This is a genomic window from Bacillus sp. SIMBA_031 (assembly GCF_046535225.1).
Lineage (GTDB): Bacteria > Bacillota > Bacilli > Bacillales > Bacillaceae > Bacillus > Bacillus velezensis.
In genome coordinates this window covers 438,870-459,852 of record NZ_JAWRXC010000002.1, presented here as the reverse complement: position 1 = coordinate 459,852, position 20,983 = coordinate 438,870, and the positions used below count along the sequence as shown (strand labels likewise).

General features: G+C 47.1%; 22 protein-coding genes. 17 read left to right on the top strand and 5 right to left on the bottom strand.

Features of this window, described 5'->3' with window-relative positions:
• Positions 1-8: 8 nt before the first annotated feature.
• Complete coding sequence (locus tag SB724_RS09160; RefSeq protein ID WP_015240378.1) at positions 9-815, bottom strand: NAD kinase; 807 nt, start codon at positions 813-815, stop codon at positions 9-11.
• A gap of 181 nt (positions 816-996) precedes the next feature.
• Here SB724_RS09160 and sppA point away from each other — a divergent pair, with 181 nt between their 5' ends.
• From sppA to SB724_RS09090, 14 genes are all read left to right on the top strand, one after another.
• Positions 997-2,004 (top strand): signal peptide peptidase SppA, encoded by a 1,008-nt coding sequence (gene sppA / locus SB724_RS09155; RefSeq protein WP_007613097.1) that lies wholly within the window; start codon positions 997-999, stop codon positions 2,002-2,004.
• A 13-nt stretch (positions 2,005-2,017) separates the two neighbouring features.
• Positions 2,018-2,509, top strand: coding sequence for an RDD family protein (locus SB724_RS09150; RefSeq protein WP_007408048.1), 492 nt, complete (start codon positions 2,018-2,020; stop codon positions 2,507-2,509).
• A 77-nt stretch (positions 2,510-2,586) separates the two neighbouring features.
• Positions 2,587-3,276, top strand: coding sequence for a DUF2953 domain-containing protein (locus SB724_RS09145; RefSeq protein WP_025649721.1), 690 nt, complete (start codon positions 2,587-2,589; stop codon positions 3,274-3,276).
• A 12-nt stretch (positions 3,277-3,288) separates the two neighbouring features.
• Positions 3,289-3,729, top strand: coding sequence for a GerW family sporulation protein (gene ytfJ / locus SB724_RS09140; RefSeq protein ID WP_003152423.1), 441 nt, complete (start codon positions 3,289-3,291; stop codon positions 3,727-3,729).
• A 115-nt stretch (positions 3,730-3,844) separates the two neighbouring features.
• The gene (gene tpx / locus SB724_RS09135) at positions 3,845-4,348 is read left to right on the top strand and encodes a thiol peroxidase (protein WP_007613091.1); all 504 of its coding nucleotides are present in this window, start codon (positions 3,845-3,847) and stop codon (positions 4,346-4,348) included.
• Positions 4,349-4,409: 61 nt separating this feature from the next.
• Positions 4,410-5,396 carry a class I SAM-dependent methyltransferase gene (locus SB724_RS09130; protein WP_130570710.1) on the top strand — a complete coding sequence of 329 codons (987 nt, stop codon included), beginning with the start codon at positions 4,410-4,412 and terminating at the stop codon, positions 5,394-5,396.
• Positions 5,397-5,706: 310 nt separating this feature from the next.
• Positions 5,707-6,894, top strand: a complete 1,188-nt coding sequence (locus SB724_RS09125; RefSeq protein WP_029326031.1) for an acetate kinase — start codon at positions 5,707-5,709, stop codon at positions 6,892-6,894.
• A gap of 99 nt (positions 6,895-6,993) precedes the next feature.
• The gene (locus tag SB724_RS09120) at positions 6,994-7,506 is read left to right on the top strand and encodes a MogA/MoaB family molybdenum cofactor biosynthesis protein (protein ID WP_265971109.1); all 513 of its coding nucleotides are present in this window, start codon (positions 6,994-6,996) and stop codon (positions 7,504-7,506) included.
• Positions 7,507-7,658: 152 nt separating this feature from the next.
• Positions 7,659-8,870 carry an argininosuccinate synthase gene (locus SB724_RS09115; protein ID WP_003152428.1) on the top strand — a complete coding sequence of 404 codons (1,212 nt, stop codon included), beginning with the start codon at positions 7,659-7,661 and terminating at the stop codon, positions 8,868-8,870.
• Positions 8,867-10,243 (top strand): argininosuccinate lyase, encoded by a 1,377-nt coding sequence (argH, locus tag SB724_RS09110; RefSeq protein ID WP_003152429.1) that lies wholly within the window; start codon positions 8,867-8,869, stop codon positions 10,241-10,243. Before SB724_RS09115 ends, argH begins: the two co-directional genes overlap by 4 nt.
• Before the next feature lie 73 nt (positions 10,244-10,316).
• Entirely contained in the window at positions 10,317-10,445 is a 129-nt protein-coding gene (locus tag SB724_RS09105) for a hypothetical protein (RefSeq protein ID WP_007408056.1), read from the top strand.
• Positions 10,446-10,582: 137 nt separating this feature from the next.
• Positions 10,583-11,350, top strand: a complete 768-nt coding sequence (locus SB724_RS09100) for an SDR family oxidoreductase (RefSeq protein ID WP_017418355.1) — start codon at positions 10,583-10,585, stop codon at positions 11,348-11,350.
• Positions 11,351-11,410: 60 nt separating this feature from the next.
• Entirely contained in the window at positions 11,411-12,097 is a 687-nt protein-coding gene (locus SB724_RS09095) for a metal-dependent hydrolase (protein ID WP_007613083.1), read from the top strand.
• Positions 12,098-12,235: 138 nt separating this feature from the next.
• Positions 12,236-13,552: a CBS domain-containing protein gene (locus tag SB724_RS09090; RefSeq protein ID WP_007408058.1), complete on the top strand. Its 1,317-nt coding sequence runs from the start codon at positions 12,236-12,238 to the stop codon at positions 13,550-13,552.
• Between the two features lie 28 nt (positions 13,553-13,580).
• Here SB724_RS09090 and SB724_RS09085 read toward each other — a convergent pair whose 3' ends face one another.
• Entirely contained in the window at positions 13,581-13,883 is a 303-nt protein-coding gene (locus SB724_RS09085; RefSeq protein WP_003152434.1) for a YtpI family protein, read from the bottom strand.
• Between the two features lie 116 nt (positions 13,884-13,999).
• Between SB724_RS09085 and SB724_RS09080 the strand changes: the two genes are divergently transcribed.
• Positions 14,000-14,941, top strand: coding sequence for a DHH family phosphoesterase (locus tag SB724_RS09080; RefSeq protein WP_003152435.1), 942 nt, complete (start codon positions 14,000-14,002; stop codon positions 14,939-14,941).
• Between the two features lie 17 nt (positions 14,942-14,958).
• On the opposite strand, the gene SB724_RS09075 is transcribed toward SB724_RS09080, so the two are convergent.
• The 3 genes from SB724_RS09075 to ytrH all read right to left on the bottom strand — a co-directional run bounded on the left by SB724_RS09075 (position 14,959) and on the right by ytrH (position 16,097).
• On the bottom strand, positions 14,959-15,150 hold the full coding sequence (locus SB724_RS09075) for a YtzJ family protein (RefSeq protein WP_007408061.1): 192 nt from the start codon (positions 15,148-15,150) through the stop codon (positions 14,959-14,961).
• A 105-nt stretch (positions 15,151-15,255) separates the two neighbouring features.
• Entirely contained in the window at positions 15,256-15,759 is a 504-nt protein-coding gene (gene ytrI / locus SB724_RS09070; RefSeq protein ID WP_007408062.1) for a sporulation membrane protein YtrI, read from the bottom strand.
• Positions 15,756-16,097: a sporulation membrane protein YtrH gene (ytrH, locus tag SB724_RS09065; protein WP_003152438.1), complete on the bottom strand. Its 342-nt coding sequence runs from the start codon at positions 16,095-16,097 to the stop codon at positions 15,756-15,758. The genes ytrI and ytrH overlap by 4 nt, the downstream gene beginning before the upstream one ends.
• Before the next feature lie 143 nt (positions 16,098-16,240).
• Between ytrH and dnaE the strand changes: the two genes are divergently transcribed.
• Positions 16,241-19,579: a DNA polymerase III subunit alpha gene (gene dnaE, locus SB724_RS09060; RefSeq protein ID WP_265971112.1), complete on the top strand. Its 3,339-nt coding sequence runs from the start codon at positions 16,241-16,243 to the stop codon at positions 19,577-19,579.
• A 139-nt stretch (positions 19,580-19,718) separates the two neighbouring features.
• Entirely contained in the window at positions 19,719-20,951 is a 1,233-nt protein-coding gene (ystJ, locus tag SB724_RS09055; RefSeq protein ID WP_007613079.1) for an NADP-dependent malic enzyme, read from the top strand.
• Positions 20,952-20,983 lie beyond the last annotated feature (32 nt).

The window sequence follows — 20,983 nt, the reverse complement described above, 5'->3', positions numbered from 1 at the left end:
CTCTTTTTTTATGATAAAAATGATCGTTTTACTTTTTCCCAGAAAGAGTTGTCTTTCAGTTTCACCGTTTTGATTTTTTTATCGGATAGTGTAATCTCAACCTTTTTGACATTCCGCGTGCTGAGCGCTTCATTATCAAGCCCGATAATCGGATGCTCATTGCCGTCCTGCACCACCTGCAGTGTCAGCTTCCGGTCTGAGCTTAAAATAAACGAAGATCCGAGTGTACGGTATGTGTTGTTGTTCAACGACGCCAGTTCGGATACCTGCATGCAGGAAATCAAAGGATCAACAACGGCGCCTGAAACAGATTTATTGTAGGCGGTGCTGCCCGTCGGGGTGGAAATGATCATCCCGTCTCCTCTGAACGTCTCAAAATGAAGATCATCAATTAACACATCCATCACAAACGTTTTAATAATGCTTGAACGGATGGAAACCTCGTTTAAACAGTGAAAATGATTGCTGCCGTCCACCGTGACGTGAATGAGCGGGTATTTTCTGACCTCAAGCTGTTCCGCGGTCATGCTGGCCGCCATTTTTTCAGGCTCATCGCTGTGAAAATCACAGTACAAATGGGCTTTCCCTTTTTTAGCGATGCCGACATACAGGCAGTCATCACGGAATCCGGTTTTTCTGACGGCTTGCAGAAATGAGCCGTCGCTGCCGATGCTGGCGATAATTCCGGCATCCTCCGGTTGAGCCGCAACTGTAAAACCGTGCGATTCAGCAAGCTGCTTCAAAGAGCTGACTTGTTCTTTTGTTTCGTTGTTTTGTTTGTGGAAAAAATAAACATTGCGGCGAAGATCGGTCATATCCCCATTCCCCTTTGCTGTCATATTTACGTTTTTCTCCCAGCAGGTATTGTGTTAAAATACCTGTGGCAATAGTGTAACATGTTTCCTGTTTATCCGTTAAGGGAAAGCGCTTCATGAAAAAAATGAATCTTTTTTTACGGGGGAACGTACGAATATTGACAGAAAAGGAGGAGAACAAATGAATGCAAAAAGATGGATTGCGCTCGTCATCGCGCTCGGCATTTTCGGCGTATCAGTCATTGCAAGTGTGACCGTCGGGGTGCTGAAGAATATCGGAGATACAGGGTCTGACTTTGCATCACTGACAGATGACACAGAGGAAGTGACGCTGGATAAGGGCAGCCCCGGCAGTAAAATCGCCGTGCTTGAAGTGGACGGCACGATTGAGGATAACGGCGGGTCCGCTGGCCTGCTCAGCTCAGGCGGGTATGATCACAGATCATTTTTAAAACAGGTTGAGCGTGCAAAAGAAGATAAAAGCGTCAAAGGAATTGTGCTGAAAATCAATTCACCTGGCGGAGGCGTATACGAAAGCGCGGAAATACATAAAAAACTGGAAGAACTAAAGAAAGAAACGAAGAAACCGATTTATGTATCCATGGGTTCCATGGCGGCATCGGGAGGCTACTATATTTCAACGGCCGCCGATAAAATCTATGCTTCGCCGGAAACGCTCACGGGTTCACTGGGCGTCATCATGGAAAGCGTCAATTATTCCAAGCTCGCCGATGAGCTCGGCATCAAGTTTGAAACCATTAAAAGCGGCGCGCATAAAGACATCATGTCCCCGACCCGCGACATGACGAAGGAAGAAAGAAAGATCATGCAGACAATGGTCAACGATTCTTATGAAGGATTTGTCAATGTCATTTCAAAAGGCCGGCACATGTCAAAATCCGATGTGAAAAAAATTGCCGACGGCCGTGTCTACGACGGCAGACAAGCGAAAAAAATCGGCCTCGTTGATGAGCTCGGTTTTTACGATGATACGATCAGCGCGATGAAAAAGGACCATAAAAATATGAAAAACGCTTCAGTCATCACATACGAGGAAGGATTCGGATTAGGCTCGCTCTTTTCCATGAGCGCAGCGAAAATGTTTAAAAGCGAAATTGATTTTCTGAATATGAAAGAACTCATTTCGCAATCCGGTTCGCCGCGGATGATGTATCTCTATGCAAAGTAGGGGGGAAGAAAGAATGGACGCGACTTACGAAGGCTTTCACGGCAAAGAAGAGGAAGCCGAACAACAGAGGGCGCCCGAGCAGGCATATGCGGGCTTTTGGATCAGGTTTTGGGCGTTTCTTCTCGATTGGCTGGTGGTCTGGGGGCTAAACCATCTCATCGTTTCACCGATATTCACGCTGATGAAGCTCCCGGCAACAAGCGGAATGTTTACAATCTCAGCTTATTCCGTCACAACCCTGATCGTCTACCTCGCCTATTTTGTGTTCATGACGAAATGGTTTCATCAGACACTCGGCAAGATGGTCTTCGGGTTAAAGGTCACTTCTTTGACGCCCGGAAAGCCGCTGACTTGGAGCACCGTCATTTTCAGAGAAGCGGTGGGGCGTTATATCGATAAAATCTGGATTCTCTATATCGTCATTGCGTTTACGCCCAAAAAGCAGGGCATTCATGATCTGATCGCCGACACAACGGTGATTCACGAAGCGCTGTACCGAAAATAAAAGCAGTAAACCCGGAATAAACGTCCGGGTTTATTTTTTTTGGTTTTGGCGATAATGCTGCTAAGGAAGTGAAGCTTATGGGATATGCCGCAGCAGCTGTTATTCTCATTCTCATTTTGTTCTGGCTGCTCATGAGGATGAAAATCCACCTGACTTTCGAATATCTTCACGATAAAGATAACGACAAACTGACGTTTAAACTCTCGGCCTTATACGGGCTGGTCCGTTTTAAAAAAACGCTGCCCGTCATTAAAGTAAACAGCGAAGACGCGTCAATTGATGTCAAACAGGACACGAAATCAGAAATGAAAGGTCAGAAAAAAGAGAAGAAAAAAATCACATATGAAGATGTCAAACAGAGCATTCACAGAATAGAAATGATTCTGCACCAAGTCTTTCAGATGCGCCAAATCGGCGCCTCATTTCTTGCGGGAGTCCGTGTTACGAAGTTCGAATGGGTGACGGTTATCGGAATAAAGGACGCCGCCGTTACGGGAATCGCCGCCGGCGGATTGTGGGCCGTAAAGGGAGGCCTTACGGCGATGCTGTATGATCATCTGCGTTTCATACATAAACCGGTGTGCGAAGTCATTCCGTCTTTTCAAGTGCCTGCATCCAAGACGCATTTGCAGTGTATATTCTTTTTTCGTTTTGGACATCTTATAGGTGCAGCTTTCAAATTGCTCAAATACGGGCGGAACGGACTTTCTATCATACGAAAGAAACAGCCGGTTCCGGTTGCTTCAAAGAATGATTCATCAGTTTAAGGAGGAGCGCATATGGCAGACCATCCCATTCAAGGTTTAATGAAAACCGCTATGGAAAATTTAAAAGAAATGATTGACGTGAATACAATCATCGGCGATCCTGTTGAAACGCCTGACGGCAGCGTAATCTTAACGGTTTCAAAGGTCGGATTCGGATTTGCGGCGGGCGGAAGCGAGTTTGGAGGAAAGCCGGCTGAAAAAAGAACCGATGATGATGAAAGAAAAGAGCAGAAGCTCCCGTTCGGCGGCGGAAGCGGCGGCGGAGTATCCATTACGCCGATTGCGTTTCTGATTGTCGGAACAAACGGGGTGCGTATGCTTCATTTAGACGAAAACACCCATCTGATTGATAAACTGTTAGACTCCGCGCCTCAAACGATTGAACGCATCCAGCATATGTTTAAAAAGAATGAAAAAGGCCGGAACCAAAAAAGAACGGATATCGATTTATAACAGAAAAGTTAACTGCCGCCCGCAGTTAGCTTTTTTTACGATGCGGCATAACCTTTGCAGTTTGCATAAAACTCGACTATGATAGAGCTATACATAGATAAAGGGAGGAATCAGAATGGCTGAAATTACATTTAAAGGCGGAGCCGTGACGCTGATCGGACAAGAAGTGAAACCGGGTGACCAAGCTCCTGACTTCACGGTTTTGACAAACGGATTAGAAGAGAAGACATTAGCAGATATGAAAGGGAAAGTAACGATCATATCCGTTATTCCTTCCATCGACACAGGCGTATGTGACGCGCAGACACGCCGCTTCAACGAAGAAGCCGCAAAACTCGGTGATGTGAACGTTTATACAATCAGCGCCGACCTTCCGTTTGCACAAGCGCGCTGGTGCGGAGCGAACGGAATTGATAAAGTTGAAACATTATCGGATCATAAAGAGATGTCATTTGGTGAAGCATTCGGTGTTCACATCAAAGAACTTCGTCTTTTGGCGCGTTCCGTATTCGTCCTTGATCAGGACGGAAAAGTCGTTTACGCGGAATACGTAAGCGAAGCGACAAACCACCCGAATTATGAAAAGCCTATCGAAGCTGCAAAAGCGTTAATCAAGTAAAGAGAGAAAAAGAGCTCCGGGTGCTGCCGCGGAGCTCTTTTCATGGCAAGGAGGAAACAGCATGCAACACGACCATGTCGGTCAGATTTATGAACTTTTAGATGAAGCCGCCCAAGTGATAGCAGAAGGCCTTCAGATTTCTTATATTGAGGGGCTTGCGGAAGCGGGAGAGATGTATTTTCTCGAAAAGGCCGACCAGCTTCCGCTTCAGGAAAAGCAAACCGGCGAGCTTAACAGCCTGCTTGCGAAAGCAGACTTCAGAAAATGGGAGCATGAATGGATCCGCAAGGCGTTCCAGCTCGCCATTTTAAAAGGGCTCAAAGATAAGTCCCATCCGAACAGACAGATGACGCCTGATACGATCGGCCTTTTCATCAGTTACCTCGTGAATAAATTTACGGGCGGCCGAAAAGGCCTGACATTGCTGGACCCCGCCTGCGGCACCGGAAATCTTCTGCTGACCGCGGCAAACCAGCTTTCTGACAAAGCGGGAAAAAGCTTCGGCATTGAAATCGACGATGTCCTTCTGAAGATCGCTTATGCTCAGGCGAATCTGCAGGAAAAAGAAATGGAGCTGTTCTGCCAGGACAGTCTTCAGCCGTTATTTATCGAACCGGCCGATGCGGTCATCTGCGATTTGCCGGTCGGCTACTATCCGAATGACGAAGGCGCTGAAGCGTTTGAGCTGAAAGCGGATGAAGGCCACTCTTTTGCTCACCACTTATTTATTGAGCAGAGCGTCAAACATACAAAACCGGGCGGATACTTATTTTTTATGATTCCGAACCATCTGTTTGACAGCGCGCAAAGCGATAAACTGAAGCGGTTTTTTGCGGAAAAAGTGTATATCAACGCCCTTCTTCAGCTGCCGGCTACTATGTTTAAAGACGAAGCGCAGGCAAAGAGCATTTTAATCTTGCAGAAAAAAGGCGAAGACGCAAAGCCGCCGAAACAAGCGCTTTTGGCGAATCTTCCTTCTTTTGCGAACCAGCAGGCGATGCGGGAGATGATGGCAAAATTGGATCAATGGATTCAAACAGAAAAATAATGGCGAAAAAGCAGTGCGAGATGCAAAATCCCGCGCTGCTTTTGCTTTTTAAAATGAATGGAAATCAGGACGATAACACAAATTAAGGAAAGAAAATAACATTCCGTAAGGCCGTGCCGTCCATTTGGCACAAATAAAATTTATCAGAAAATATCGACTTCATATTGTAAGCGGTACCAATATGGATGTTGACTTGAAATGCTGAGTTGACAATGTTTAAATGGAAAAGTCAGATATTTTTTGGACTGCAGTTATGGTCTGGGAAAAAAGAACGAACAAACGAAGAAGAATTTTGATAGGAGCGTCATTTATGTCTAAAATTATTGCAATTAACGCAGGAAGCTCATCTTTAAAATTTCAGTTATTCGAAATGCCTTCAGAAAAGGTGCTAACAAAAGGTTTAGTAGAACGGATCGGTATCGCCGACAGCGTTTTCACAATCTCTGTTAACGGCGAAAAAAATACAGAAGTGACAGATATTCCGGATCATGCGGTTGCGGTGAAGATGCTGCTTCACAAGCTGACTGAATTCGGTATTATAAAGGATTTAAATGAAATTGACGGAATCGGCCACCGTGTGGTTCACGGCGGAGAAAAATTCAGCGATTCTGTTTTGCTTACGGATGAAACAATCCGTGAGATTGAAGAGATTTCAGAACTTGCGCCGCTTCATAACCCGGCTAACATCGTCGGCATTAAAGCCTTTAAAGAAGTGCTTCCGGATGTGCCTGCGGTTGCAGTGTTTGATACGGCGTTCCACCAAACGATGCCTGAGCAATCTTACCTGTACAGCCTTCCGTACGAATACTACGAGAAATACGGCATCCGCAAATACGGTTTCCACGGCACATCTCATAAATACGTGACACAGCGCGCAGCTGAGCTTCTCGGCCGTCCGATTGAAGACTTGCGTCTGATTTCCTGCCACCTCGGTAACGGCGCAAGTATCGCGGCCGTAGAAGGCGGAAAATCCATTGATACGTCAATGGGCTTCACACCGCTTGCGGGTGTTGCGATGGGAACACGTTCAGGAAACATCGACCCTGCATTGATTCCGTACATTATGGAAAAAACGGATCAGACGGCAGATGAAGTATTAAATACGTTAAATAAAAAGAGCGGACTGCTTGGCGTATCCGGTTTCTCCAGCGACCTCCGCGATATCGTGGAAGCTTCAAAAGAAGGAAACGAAAGAGCGGAAACGGCTCTTGAAGTGTTCGCAAGCAGAATCCATAAATACATCGGTTCTTACGCTGCGAGAATGAGCGGCGTTGACGCGATTATTTTCACTGCGGGTATCGGTGAAAACAGCGTCGAAGTCAGAGAACGCGTGCTTCGCGGCTTAGAATTCATGGGTGTATATTGGGATCCTGCGCTGAACAACGTGCGCGGCGAGGAAGCGTTTATCAGCTACCCTCACTCTCCTGTCAAAGTCATGATCATTCCGACTGACGAAGAGGTCATGATCGCACGCGACGTTGTCCGCCTTGCACAGTAATGATCGAAAAAAGCACATCCTTTAGGGTGTGCTTTTTTATTGAATGCCCCAGAATCAAACGTTACGATATGTTTAATACATAAACGATGAGGTGAAGCAATGAGTGTGCATGAACATAAACAAGAAGCCCCGTCAGCCGTGCGCTGCAAGGTGATCACAGTCAGCGACACGAGAACGAAAGAAACCGACAAAAGCGGGCGCGTCATGATGGACTTCCTCAGGGAAGCGGGATTTGAAACGGTCGCTTATGACATTGTTAAAGATGAAAAAGATGAATTGCAGAAAGCCGTTTTATCCGGCTGTATGGATGAATATACAGATGCGGTGCTGTTAAACGGAGGGACGGGCATTGCCGAAAGGGATGTCACAATTGAAGCGGTCACGCCGCTGTTTTCAAAAGAACTTCCGGGATTCGGCGAGCTGTTCCGCATGCTGAGCTATACGGAGGACATCGGTTCCGCCGCCATTTTGTCCAGAGCGGCAGCGGGTGTGATCCAAAATACCGCAGTCTTCTGCACGCCCGGCTCCTCAGGCGCCGTAAAGCTTGCGATGAGTAAACTGATTATTCCTGAACTGCCTCATGTGCTCCGGGAACTCCGAAAAGATTTATAAATGTATAAAAAGGCTCTGCTCCGCTCAAAAAATTGGGTGGGGTTTTTTTTATAAAAGGCTTGAAAAAACAGAATTTACTTGTTACAGTGTATACATACAAAATGCATTTTTATTAATTAAAACTAATTTTTATACAAAAGGGAGCTTTTAACATGGCAGAACAAAAAAAGGTTGTATTGGCATACTCAGGAGGTCTTGATACTTCTGTAGCGATAAAATGGCTGCAAGAACAGGGATACGATGTTGTTGCCTGCTGCTTAGATGTAGGGGAAGGAAAGGATTTGGCATTCGTTCAGCAAAAAGCGCTGGAAGTAGGCGCCGTAAATTCCTATGTGATTGATGCGAAAGAAGAATTCGCCCGGGAGTACGCGCTTATTTCTATGCAGGCCCATACAATGTATGAAGGCAAGTATCCGCTCGTATCTGCATTATCCCGTCCGTTAATCGCGAAAAAACTCGTTGAAGTCGCGGAAAAGGAAAACGCGGTGGCCGTAGCGCACGGCTGCACGGGAAAAGGAAACGATCAGGTTCGTTTCGAAGTATCCATCAAATCATTAAATCCTGATCTGGAGGTCATTGCTCCGGTCCGTGAGTGGCAATGGTCGCGTGAAGAAGAAATTGAATATGCCGCAAGCCGGGGCATTCCGATTCCGATCAATCTTGACAGCCCGTATTCCATCGATCAGAACCTATGGGGACGCGCCAATGAATGCGGTATATTAGAAGACCCGTGGGCGGCGCCGCCTGAAGGGGCATATGACCTGACAGCATCTCTTGAAAACACGCCGGACGTTCCGGAAATCATCGAAATCGCATTTGAAGCCGGTGTTCCGGTTTCAATCGACGGCGTAACCTACCCGCTCGCTGATTTAATTCTCAAGCTGAACGAGACTGCCGGAAAACACGGCATCGGCCGGATTGACCATGTGGAAAACCGCCTGGTCGGCATTAAGTCCCGTGAAGTTTATGAGTGCCCGGGCGCGATGACTTTGATTACGGCTCACAAAGAGCTTGAGGATCTGACTTTAGTGAAAGAAGTGGCCCATTTCAAACCGGCAATTGAACAAAAACTGTCTGAAATCATCTATAACGGTTTATGGTTCTCGCCGTTAAAAGACGCGCTGCTTGCATTCTTGAAAGAAACTCAAAAACACGTCACCGGCGTCGTGCGCGTCAAGCTGTTTAAAGGCCATGCCATTGTAGAAGGACGTAAGTCGGAATATTCACTCTACGATGAAAAACTTGCGACATATACAAAAGACGATGCTTTTGACCATCACGCGGCAATCGGTTTCATTGAGCTTTGGGGGCTGCCGACAAAAGTAAACAGCATTGTGAAAAAGAAGGAGCAGATTGAAGCATGAAGAAGCTTTGGGGAGGCCGTTTTCAAAAAACACCGGAAAAGTGGGTCGATGAGTTCGGCGCATCCATCACATTCGACCAAAACTTAGTCAAAGAGGATATTACAGGGTCTCTCGCTCATGCGGCAATGCTGAAAAAATGCGGCATTCTGACGGAAGAAGAAGAAGGCGCCATCCGACAGGGGCTGCAGACCCTCCTGCAAAAAGCAGAGGAAGGGACGCTTGAATTCTCTGTTGATTATGAAGATATCCATTTGAATATTGAAAAAATGCTGATCGAAGAAATCGGACCGCTAGGCGGCAAGCTGCATACCGGCAGAAGCCGGAATGACCAGGTGGCGACCGACATGCATTTGTATTTGAAAGATCATGTCTCGCATATCATCGTGCTGATTGAACAGTTCCAAAAAGCGCTGATCGAAAAAGCGGAGGCCAATGTCGAGACCATTCTGCCGGGGTACACCCATTTACAGCGGGCTCAGCCGATTTCTTTCGCCCACCATCTGCTTGCTTATTTTTGGATGCTTGAACGGGATAAAGAGCGTTTTCGGGATGCTATGAAGCGGATTAACATATCGCCGCTCGGATGCGGGGCGCTTGCCGGAACCACGTTTCCGATAGACCGTAACTATTCGGCGGAGCTGCTCGGTTTTGACTCCATTTATGAGAACAGTCTTGACGGAGTCAGTGACAGAGATTTTATTCTCGAGTTTTTAAGCGGCAGCAGCATGCTGATGATGCACCTTTCGCGTTTATCAGAAGAAATCATTCTATGGTGCTCGCAGGAATTCAGATTCATTGAACTGGATGATACGTATGCGACGGGAAGCAGCATGATGCCGCAGAAGAAAAACCCCGACATGGCGGAGCTGATCCGCGGTAAAACCGGACGCGTATACGGTGATATGATGGGGCTTTTCACGATTATGAAAGGGCTCCCGCTCGCTTACAACAAAGACCTGCAGGAAGATAAAGAAGGCATGTTTGACACGGTGAAAACCGTTGAAGGAAGCCTTCAGATTTTCACGGGCATGATTGAAACGATGAAAGTAAACAAAGACATCATGAAACAAGCGACAAAACAAGATTTTTCAAACGCGACGGAACTTGCCGATTATTTAGCTAAAAAAGGCATGCCGTTCAGAGAAGCGCATGAAGTGGTCGGCAAGCTTGTGTACAGCTGCATTGAAAAAGGAATCTATTTAAGTGATATGGCATTTGAAGAATTCCTTCAAGCCAGCAGTCTCTTTGAAGAAGACATCTATACCGTGCTCGATCCGCATCATGCGGTTGAAAAAAGAATGAGCGCCGGCGGAACGGGTTTTCAGCAGGTAGAACAAGCGCTCGTAAAAGCAAAAGCCTGCGCCGGCATTTAATTTGCTGAAATTTCCTTCATATTTTCCCGTCATATCAGACACCCTACATCTATAAAGATGGGAGGTAGAAGGAATGCGCAAAGAACAAGACCGTTACATCTATGATGAAAAAGAAAGTGAAGAAACGGCCAGGCTCATTTCAGAGGCATACGAAAGCGGTTATGTCGGCATGGAGGAAGCCTCTGCTCCTTCAGAAAATTAAGCTGTCTGTAAAGACGGCTTTTTTTTCGTGCGGACGAAGTGCAAAAAAGTGATATTGCCGTTTGTTTATAGTAAAGTAGAGGGAGAAACGTCTTGATTTTATTGAAGCGGCAACGTTGCCTGGGGAGGGTATTCAATGTGCGACATGCTCTAATCACTGCCGGTACAAAGGGATTGGGCCGAAAAGTGACTGAAATGCTTTTGGAAAAAGGCTTTTCTGTCACAGTGAATTACAGACAAGACGAAGAAGCGGTCGCCTGTCTGAAGGCGGATTATCCCGGGTGCCATGACAGATTGCAATTCGTTAAGGGCGATGTAACCCGGAAAGAAGATCTCATGCGGATCGCCGATGCAGCCCTTCAGCGGTTTGGAAGGATTGACATACTGATTAACAATGCCGGGCCGTACATATTTGAGCGCAAAAAGCTTGCCGATTATTCCGATGACGAATGGTATGACATGCTTGAAGGGAATTTAAGCGCCGTTTTCCATCTGTTTAAAGCGGTTATCCCGGTCATGAGACAGCAGCGGTTCGGCCGGATTATTACATACGGTTTTCAAGGAGCGGACCATGCCCCCGGCTGGCTTCACCGTTCCGCTTTCGGAGCGGCTAAAGTCGGATTGGCTTCGTTAACGAAAACCATTGCGATTGAAGAAGCTGAATCAGGCATTACGGCCAATATGGTCTGTCCGGGTGATATTGTAGGAGATATGAAAGAAGCGTCTATAGAGGAAGCAAGACGGAAAATCGGCAAAGAAAAGACGCCGATCGGCAGGTCCGGAACCGGAGAGGATATTGCGAGAATCATCGCCTTTTTATGTGAAGAAGATTCCGATCTTGTAACCGGAACGGTCATTGAAGCAACAGGCGGGCTGAATGTGATTAACAGGCATCAATCCCTGTAAGTTTTTTCGTTTGTCAAAAAGGGAACTTGATAAATATTAATTTTTTATGAGGTGAAAACAATGAAAGTGACTTATCACGGACATTCTGTCATTCAAGTGGAAACGAAAACCCATAACATTATTTTTGATCCGTTTCTGACCGGAAACAGTCTGACAAATTTGAAACCGGAAGAAGTGAAAGCGGATGTCATCCTGCTTACTCACGGACACAATGACCATGTCGGAGATACAGAGCAGATCGCCAAACAAAACGATGCGCTCGTCATTGCGCCGAACGAGCTGGCCGTTTATCTCGGCTTTAAAGGTTTAAAGGTCCACCCGATGCATATCGGCGGGGCGCGCCAATTTGATTTCGGCAAAGTGAAACTGACACAGGCATTCCACGGATCGGCGGTCACTGATGAAGAAAACAAAACTATTACGTACACGGGGATGCCGGCCGGGATTTTATTGACGATTGACGGCAAAACGATTTTCCACGCCGGGGACACGGCGCTGTTCTCAGATATGAAACTGATCGGGGAACTGAATCACATTGACCTGGCGTTTCTGCCGATCGGTGATAACTTCACCATGGGGCCTGAAGATGCGAAACTCGCGGCTGAGTGGCTGAGAGCGAAACAGGTCGTTCCCGTTCATTACAATACATTTCCTGTCATTGAACAGGACCCTGACGCTTTCGCCGAAAGTCTGCCCGGAGGCGTCGGCAAAGTCATGGCGGCCGGCGAGACCATTGAGCTTGCCTGACATATGTGTCAAAGACCTTCTGAATCAAGCATTCAGAAGGTCTTTTTGTGATGCCGCCTTTTTTCAGGCGTCTCATTGCGAATGAATCCCCCGTACCCTTATAATAAAAGCAGAAGACTGTCCTTAGAGGTGAAACGCTTGGCAACAAAGCATGAACAAATCCTATCATACATAGATTCGCTTCCTGTCGGTGAAAAAATTTCGGTCAGAAGAATTGCGAAAGAAATGAAAGTCAGTGAAGGAACGGCTTACAGAGCAATTAAGGAAGCCGAAAACAAAGGATTCGTTTCCACTATTGAACGTGTGGGGACCATCCGGATTGAACAGAAGAAAAAAGAAAATATTGAAAAGCTGACATACGCCGAGGTCGTCAATGTGATAGACGGCCAGGTGCTCGGCGGAAAAGCCGGTCTGCATAAAACGTTGAATAAGTTTGTGATCGGCGCGATGGAGCTTGACGCGATGATGCGTTATACGGCGGCGGGGAACCTGTTAATCGTCGGGAACCGAATCAACGCCCACCGCCAGGCGCTTGAAGCGGGCGCGGCTGTTTTGGTAACAGGAGGGTTTAATACCGACGACAGCATTATCGAGCTGGCCGATATGCTTGAGCTTCCGATTCTCTCCACGAGCTACGATACCTTTACGGTAGCCGCGATGATCAACCGGGCGATCTATGATCAGCTCATAAAAAAAGAGATTGTGCTCGTGGAAGACATTTTGACGCCCGCAGATCGGACAGTGACGCTGTCCCCTAAGGATAAGCTGGAGAAATGGTACGAAAAAAACTATGAAACCGGACACGGCCGCTTCCCGGTTATCGATCAGCAGATGAAAATCCACGGAATCCTCACATCGAAAGATATCGCGGGGCATGACCGGTCAGTTCCGATTGAAAAAGTAATGACCAAAAACCCTGTCACGGTGATCGGGAAAACATCTGTCGCTTCAGCGGCTCAAATGATGGTTTGGGAAGGAATTGAAGTGCTTCCGGTGACAGACGGGCATCACAAATTGATCGGAATGATCAGCCGCCAGGATGTCTTAAAAGCGCTTCAAATGGTTCAAAAGCAGCCTCAGGTCGGGGAAAAGCTGGATGATATTGTTTCAAGGGGATTTAAAGAAGAGGAAGATGACAAAACGCCGGCCGTTTATCAATATGAAGTCACGCCGCAAATGACCAATCAGCTCGGCACGATTTCTTACGGGGTGTTTACGACGATTTTAACCCAGGCCGCCAGCCGATTTTTACGCTCCCGCAAACGCGGCGAGCTGGTCATTGAAAGCATTACGATTTTCTTCCTGAAGCCCGTACAGATGGAGTCGGTCATTGAAGTGAAACCGCGCATTTTAGAGGCGGGCCGGAAATTCGGGAAAATGGAAGTGGAAGTGTCAAGCCAAAGCGGCATCGTTTCAAAAGCGATGCTCATGGTGCAGCTGATGGAGAGAAGTTAAGGGACGCACCCGGGTCCCTTGGCATTCATTATGCGTGGTCCCTCTCCGCTTCCTTTGCATGGATGGGCTCATAATGCTTATAGGCTTTATACCCGGCCCATGCGCTGCCTGCTCCGATTAAAATGAAGACGCCGCCGATGACCAGGGTCAGGACGGAGTGAAACAGAATCATTTGGTTTACTCCGTACAAAAGCACCAGCGCGCCTAATGCCATACTTGATTTAGCCGAAAAACATTCCTTCTCCAGCGCCCGTTTCGTCTGGATTCCTTTTACTTTGTAATACACGTAAAAGCAGGCAGAAAGCCCGATGAGAAAAACAAAAACCAGCATAAATGAAATCCTCCATTATATGAGTTTGCAAAACCGTTTATACCGTTGCTGAAAGATTTTCCTTTTCCATGGATAAAGAGTATGATTAAATGAATAAAAACGAAAAGGAGAGAACGATGAAATCCGAACTGATCAGAACCATATCATTATATGACACCATTATCTTACATAGACATGTGAGGCCTGACCCGGACGCCTACGGTTCACAGTGCGGCCTTACGGAAATCCTGCGGGAAACGTATCCCGAAAAAAATATTTTTGCCGTCGGACAGCCTGAGCCGTCCTTGTCTTTTTTATATTCCCTCGATGAGGTGGATGACGAAACCTATAAAGATGCTCTTGTCATCGTGTGCGACACCGCAAACCAAGGCAGGGTCGACGATCAGCGCTACCATTCCGGCGCAAAGCTCATGAAAATAGACCACCATCCAAATGAAGATCCGTATGGCGATCTGTTATGGGTCGATACGAATGCAAGCTCCGTAAGCGAAATGATCTATGAGCTGTACCTGGAAGGAAAGCAGCACGGCTGGAAATTGAATACGAAAGCAGCTGAGCTGATCTACGCGGGTATCGTCGGTGATACGGGGCGTTTCTTATTCCCGAACACCACAAAAAAGACATTAAAATACGCGGGAGAGCTCATTGAGTTCCCATTTTCATCGTCAGAGCTGTTCAATCAATTGTATGAAACAAAATTAAATGTGGTGAAGCTTAACGGCTTTATTTATCAAAATGTGTCACTGTCTGAAAACGGCGTCGCTTCCGTTTTCATTAAAAAAGACATTTTGGAGACATATGGAACCACCGCTTCTGAAGCGTCGCAGCTTGTCGGAACACTCGGAAATATTTCGGGTATCCGCGCTTGGGTGTTTTTCGTAGAAGAAGACGATCAAATCAGAGTCCGGTTCCGTTCAAAAGGTCCGGTCATCAACGGAATTGCCCGGAAATACAATGGCGGCGGACATCCGCTTGCGGCCGGCGCATCCATCTTCAGCTGGGATGAAACCGATCAGATTCTTGCTGATCTGGAAGAGGTATGTAACGAACACAAGTAGAGGGGAGACCCTCTTTCTTAGTGTTCATCTGTCACGGGGATGAACCAGCAGCCGAAATCAGTCAGGTCTTCGTAGACGCGGAGATTACAGATTTGGAGTTCTTTTTTTATGAGGGAAGCGAGTGTGTCTGTTTCTGCATATGCGGAATAGCCTTGTCTGATTCGGGCTGCATGATCTTTTGCCAAGCGGCGTTCACTAAAAACCTCCATTTTCCCTTCCTCCCTTCAGAATCATTGAAAATGTCTCATCTACAGTTTATAAAAAAGCGGAGAAAAAAGCGACAGGTCTATGGAAATTTTTTAAAAATGACATAATTACGTCGCAAAAGAAATATGAATTTCGACAGACAATCTCGTATAAATCGTCAGTTCCTTTACTTCAGCCTTAAATTCCTTCTCATTTATGGTGTATATTTTGTTTTCGATCGTCCGTTTTAAAAGTTCCTTTGTTTTATACACGCTTTCAATATCCTTTGTGATGACTTCAGAAATATTATCTTTCACTTGTTCCTCAAATTTCATCTTGTCAGGCTGGGCGATTCTGTATTTTTCCCCATTGATCAGCTTCACATCAACACTTTGGATGAGAAGTCTTTGCTTATTATCCTCATTTAATTTATGAAGATCCTTCTGATAGATGGAGATTTGGTTTTTTAAATCCCGCGCGTGCTCCCGCTGCTTTTCAATTAACGTCACCTGTTCTTCCTGAAACGTTCCGTATGTAAACAGAAAGAACAGCCAGCTGACGATGGCTCCGCACATCATTCCCGCAAAAAAACGCTGCCATCCCGGTTTTTTATAATACTCGGGAATTCTCATGATGACATATTCTCCTGGGTCAGCCATGAAATAATCAGCCAGCCGGTCTGCGCGCCGCCCATTGCTGAAATAATTAAAAGAAGCTGTTTGAAGATGTCGCGCGTGTTGCCTTCAAACAGCCCCCGCTCGAAACTGTATACCGCGTCAAATGTTCCCCCGATGGCCGCGACAAGCGCCCAGATCTTCAGCCTGTTCGCCAATTTTGTGATCGCTGTCAGCGGAGGCTCGCCTGATAAATAAGCCCCGAGGCCGCCGATCAGCGCGCCGCCGAGCAACACACCGAGGGCGATAAAATAACTGCTGATGAAATTCGCCATAAATCCGGCTTCCTGATCCATATATACACCACCTCACTTTTCTATCATATTGAGCGAAACGGACAAGTATGATGATGAGTCAAAAAAAGAACGTTTGTTTCTTAAGAAAACCCGTCTTATAATGTAGAAAGGCAAAATGAACGTATGAGAAAGGAGTGGCGGCATTGTCTTTTGTTCACCTGCAAGTACATAGCGGCTACAGCCTGTTAAACAGCGCCGCTTCTGTAAAAGAGCTTGTTACACAAGCGAAGGAACTCGGATATTCATCATTGGCGCTGACGGACGAAAATGTGATGTACGGCGCCATTGAGTTTTATAAAGCGTGCAAATCAAACGGAATTAAGCCGATTATCGGTCTGACGGCTTCTATATACACGGACGATACGGAGCTTGAAGCACACCCGCTCATTCTTTTAGCAGAGACAAACACCGGCTATCAGAACCTGGTGAAAATCTCAAGTGCGCTGCAATCCATGGCAAAGGGCGGCATGAAGCGAAAATGGATGAAGAGCTATCGTGAGGGGCTGATCGCCATTACGCCCGGTGAAAACGGCTACATTGAAAGCCTGCTTCAAGTCGGGAAGTTTGAAGAAGCGGTCCGGGCTGCCGAAGGATTCCGGGAGCTGTTCGGAGACGGCCGTTTTTATTTAGGGTACCAGCCGTTTAAAGGACATGAGACGTTATCAGAAGAGATTCTCCGCCTGTCAGCCGAAACGGAAATCGCTGTCTGCGCTGCGGGGGATGTCCGTTATATCAAGAAAGAAGATCAAGATGCGTACCGCTGTCTGTGCGCTATTAAAGCCGGAGAGAAGTGGGAGGATCAGAGCGGGGATCTGCCGGACTTATACTTGAGGACGCCTGAAGAAATGGCAGAGCTTTACACGCGGCATCCGGAAGCGATTGAAGCAGCCGCGCGTATCGCCCGGCAATGCCGGGTCGATGTCAGCCTCGGACAGACACAGCTTCCGTCTTTTCCGGCACCGGACGGCAAATCAGCCGATGACTATTTGGCGGAGATCTGTCATGAGGGGCTGCGCCTCCGTTTCGGCACTCCTGATGAGCGCGCTGTCCGCCGGCTTGAATATGAGCTGGACATCATCAGGCGCATGAAATTCAGTGATTATTTTCTCATCGTATGGGACTTTATGAAGTACGCGCATGAAAAGGGCATTGTGACAGGCCCGGGAAGAGGGTCCGCGGCAGGCTCGCTTGTCGCTTACTCCCTTTTCATTACCGACGTGGATCCGCTTAAACATTCTCTGCTGTTTGAGAGATTTCTTAATCCCGAGCGGATCAGCATGCCGGATATTGATATCGATTTCCCTGATACGAGAAGGGATGAGGTCATTCAGTATGTACAAAATAAGTACGGGGCCATGCACGTCGCCCAGATTATCACCTTCGGGACATTGGCCGCAAAGGCGGCGTTAAGGGATACCGGGAGAGTGTTCGGAATCAGCCCGAAAGAAGCCGACCAGCTTGCCCGCCTGATTCCGTCAAAACCGGGAATGACGCTTGAGGAGGCGAGGCGGCAGTCCGCTCAGCTGAACAGGCGGCTGTCCGAATCCGCCGTTCTTCATAAAGTGTTTCAGATCGCAAGGAAAATTGAAGGTCTTCCGCGGCACACGTCAACACACGCGGCCGGGGTCGTTCTCAGTAAAGAGCCGCTTTCGGAAGTTGTCCCTCTTCAAGAAGGGCATGACGGCGTGTATTTAACGCAGTATGCGATGGATCACTTGGAAGATCTCGGTCTTTTAAAAATGGACTTTTTAGGTTTGCGCAACCTGACGCTTATTGAATCCATTAAAACGATGATTGAAAAAGAAACGAATACGAAAATTGATTTTTCCGAGATTTCTTATCAGGATGAAAAAACGTTCTCACTATTGTCAAACGGTGATACGACGGGTATTTTCCAGCTGGAATCTTCAGGAATGAGAAACGTGCTGAAGCGCCTGAAGCCGTCAAGACTGGAAGACATTGTCGCGGTTAACGCGCTTTACAGGCCGGGACCGATGGAAAATATTCCGTTATTTATCGACCGGAAACACGGGCGGGCGCGTGTGGAAGTGCCGCACGAGGATGTAAGAAATATTCTCAGTGACACTTACGGCGTCATCGTCTATCAAGAACAGATAATGATGATCGCCTCGCGCATGGCAGGGTTTTCATTAGGTGAAGCGGATCTGCTCAGACGGGCTGTCAGCAAAAAGCAAAAGGACATTCTGGACAGAGAGCGAAGCCATTTTGTTGAAGGGTGCATAAAAAAGGAGTATTCTGTAGTCACTGCAAACGAGGTCTACGATCTGATTGTAAAATTCGCTAACTACGGATTCAACAGAAGCCATGCTGTCGCATACAGCATGATCGGCTATCAGCTCGCCTATTTAAAAGCGCATTATCCGTTATATTTTATGTGCGGGCTGTTGACGAGCGTCATCGGCAATGAGGACAAAATATCGCAATATCTGCATGAAGCGAAGGGGAGTGGGATTCAAGTCCTTCCGCCGTCAATAAACAAAAGCGGTTTTCCGTTTGCGCCGGAAAACGGAGCCGTCAGATACAGTTTGCGGGCCGTTAAAAACGTAGGCGTCTCGGCAGTGAAAGATATTTATAAAGCAAGAACACATAAACCGTTCGAGGATCTTTTCGATTTCTGCTTTCGCGTACCCGCAAAAAGCGTGAATCGGAAAACCATCGAAGCCCTTATATTTTCTGGCGCCATGGACGAATTCAATCAAAATCGCGCCGCATTGCTGGCCTCCGTTGATGTGGCTTTAGAGCACGCTGAACTTTTTCGTGCAGACGATGACCAAATGGGATTGTTTTTGGAAGAATCGTTCTCCATTAAGCCAAAATATGTAGAGGCTGAGGAATTTCCGCTCGTGGACAAGCTTCGGTTCGAAAAAGAAGCTCTCGGTGTTTATTTCTCAAGCCATCCTTTATCTGCTTTCAGGGATCTCCTGAAAAAAAGGGGGGCGCAAGCGATCACAGCAGCGCGGCAGATGCCGAAGGGGCAGCTGTCAATCGGCGCTTTGCTCGCGGGCATCAAAACGATTCGGACAAAGACAGGTCAGCATATGGCGTTTCTCACATTAAGTGATGAAACGGGAGAAATGGAAGCCGTCGTGTTTCCTGACCAATATAGAAGGCTGTCTCCGCTGTTAGAAGAAGGCGCGCTTTTATTCGCCGCCGGGAAAATGGAAGAGCGTCAGGAGAAGACACAATTCATCATGTCATCCGCCTCTCTTCTTGAGCAGACGGAGGCAGACAGAGCGCCGTCTGTTTACATCAAAATCGAAGGCAGCCGGCACAATCAGGAGTTTTTGGAAAAGATGAAGCGTATTTTACTGGAGCATAAAGGGGAAACCGGCGTTTATCTTTATTATGAAAAAGACAAGCAGACGATCAGGCTGCCGGATACTTTTCATATTCAGGCGGACCATCAGGCGTTATACCGTTTAAAAGAGCTGCTGGGCCGCGAAAACGTCGTGTTAAAATAGTGGTAACAATAATCATTTTGTTATACAATTGAAACAATTGTGCTATCTTATTTAAAGATTCTGAAATTTTTCACCTCCAGCGATTGTACCAGTCTATGCGGCAGAATATATAACAAAGTACTTAAAAGGAGTGTTTAGAATGTCATTAAGAGAAGAAGCGTTACATTTACACAAAGTAAATCAAGGAAAGCTGGAATCAAAAGCAAAGGTAGAAGTCAGAAACGCGGACGACTTAAGCCTTGCCTACTCTCCCGGAGTAGCTGAGCCTTGTAAAGAGATTTATGACGATAAAAATAAAGTATATGACTATACAATGAAGGGGAACATGGTAGCAGTCGTAACAGACGGATCAGCCGTTCTCGGTCTCGGTAATATCGGGCCTGAAGCTTCACTTCCGGTCATGGAAGGGAAAGCGGTGCTGTTCAAAAGTTTCGCGGGCGTGGATGCATTCCCGATCGCGCTTGACACAAACGATGTGGACAAAATCATTGACACTGTGAAGCTGCTTGCACCGACATTCGGCGGTGTCAACCTTGAAGATATTGCGGCGCCGAACTGCTTCATTATCGAAGAGCGCCTGAAAAAAGAAACAAACATTCCGGTTTTCCACGATGATCAGCACGGCACTGCCATCGTAACCGTTGCCGGACTTGTAAACGCGCTGAAATTATCAGGAAAATCCATGTCATCCATTAAAGTTGTGGCAAACGGAGCGGGAGCGGCAGGCATCGCGATCATCAAGCTTCTTTACCATTTCGGCGTACGCGACATCGTAATGTGCGACTCTAAAGGGGCGATTTACGAAGGGCGTCCGGCCGGCATGAACGCAGTGAAAAACGAAGTGGCGAAGTTTACAAACCAAGACCGCAACGACGGTTCGCTGCAGGATGTCATTAAAGATGCAGACGTCTTTATCGGCGTATCAGTCGAAGGCGCGCTGACGAAAGAAATGGTGGAAAGCATGGCGAAAGATCCGATTATCTTCGCAATGGCCAACCCGAATCCGGAAATCATGCCTGAAGACGCGCGCGCAGCCGGCGCAAGCGTAATCGGAACAGGCCGTTCTGATTTCCCGAACCAGGTCAACAACGTTCTGGCATTCCCTGGAATTTTCCGCGGGGCGCTTGACGTTCGCGCGACTCACATCAACGAAGAAATGAAAATTGCTGCGGTTGAAGCGATTGCTTCCCTCGTTTCAGAGGAAGAATTAAGCGCTGATTATGTCATCCCGGCTCCATTTGACAAACGTGTGGCTCCTGCCGTTGCGAAAGCTGTTGCGAAAGCAGCGATGGAAACGGGCGTCGCCAGAATTACGGTCGATCCTGAGGAAGTGGCTGAAAAAACAAGACAGCTCACAGTCATCGGCGAATAATAACACAAAAATGAAATGGCAGCGCGTTGGAA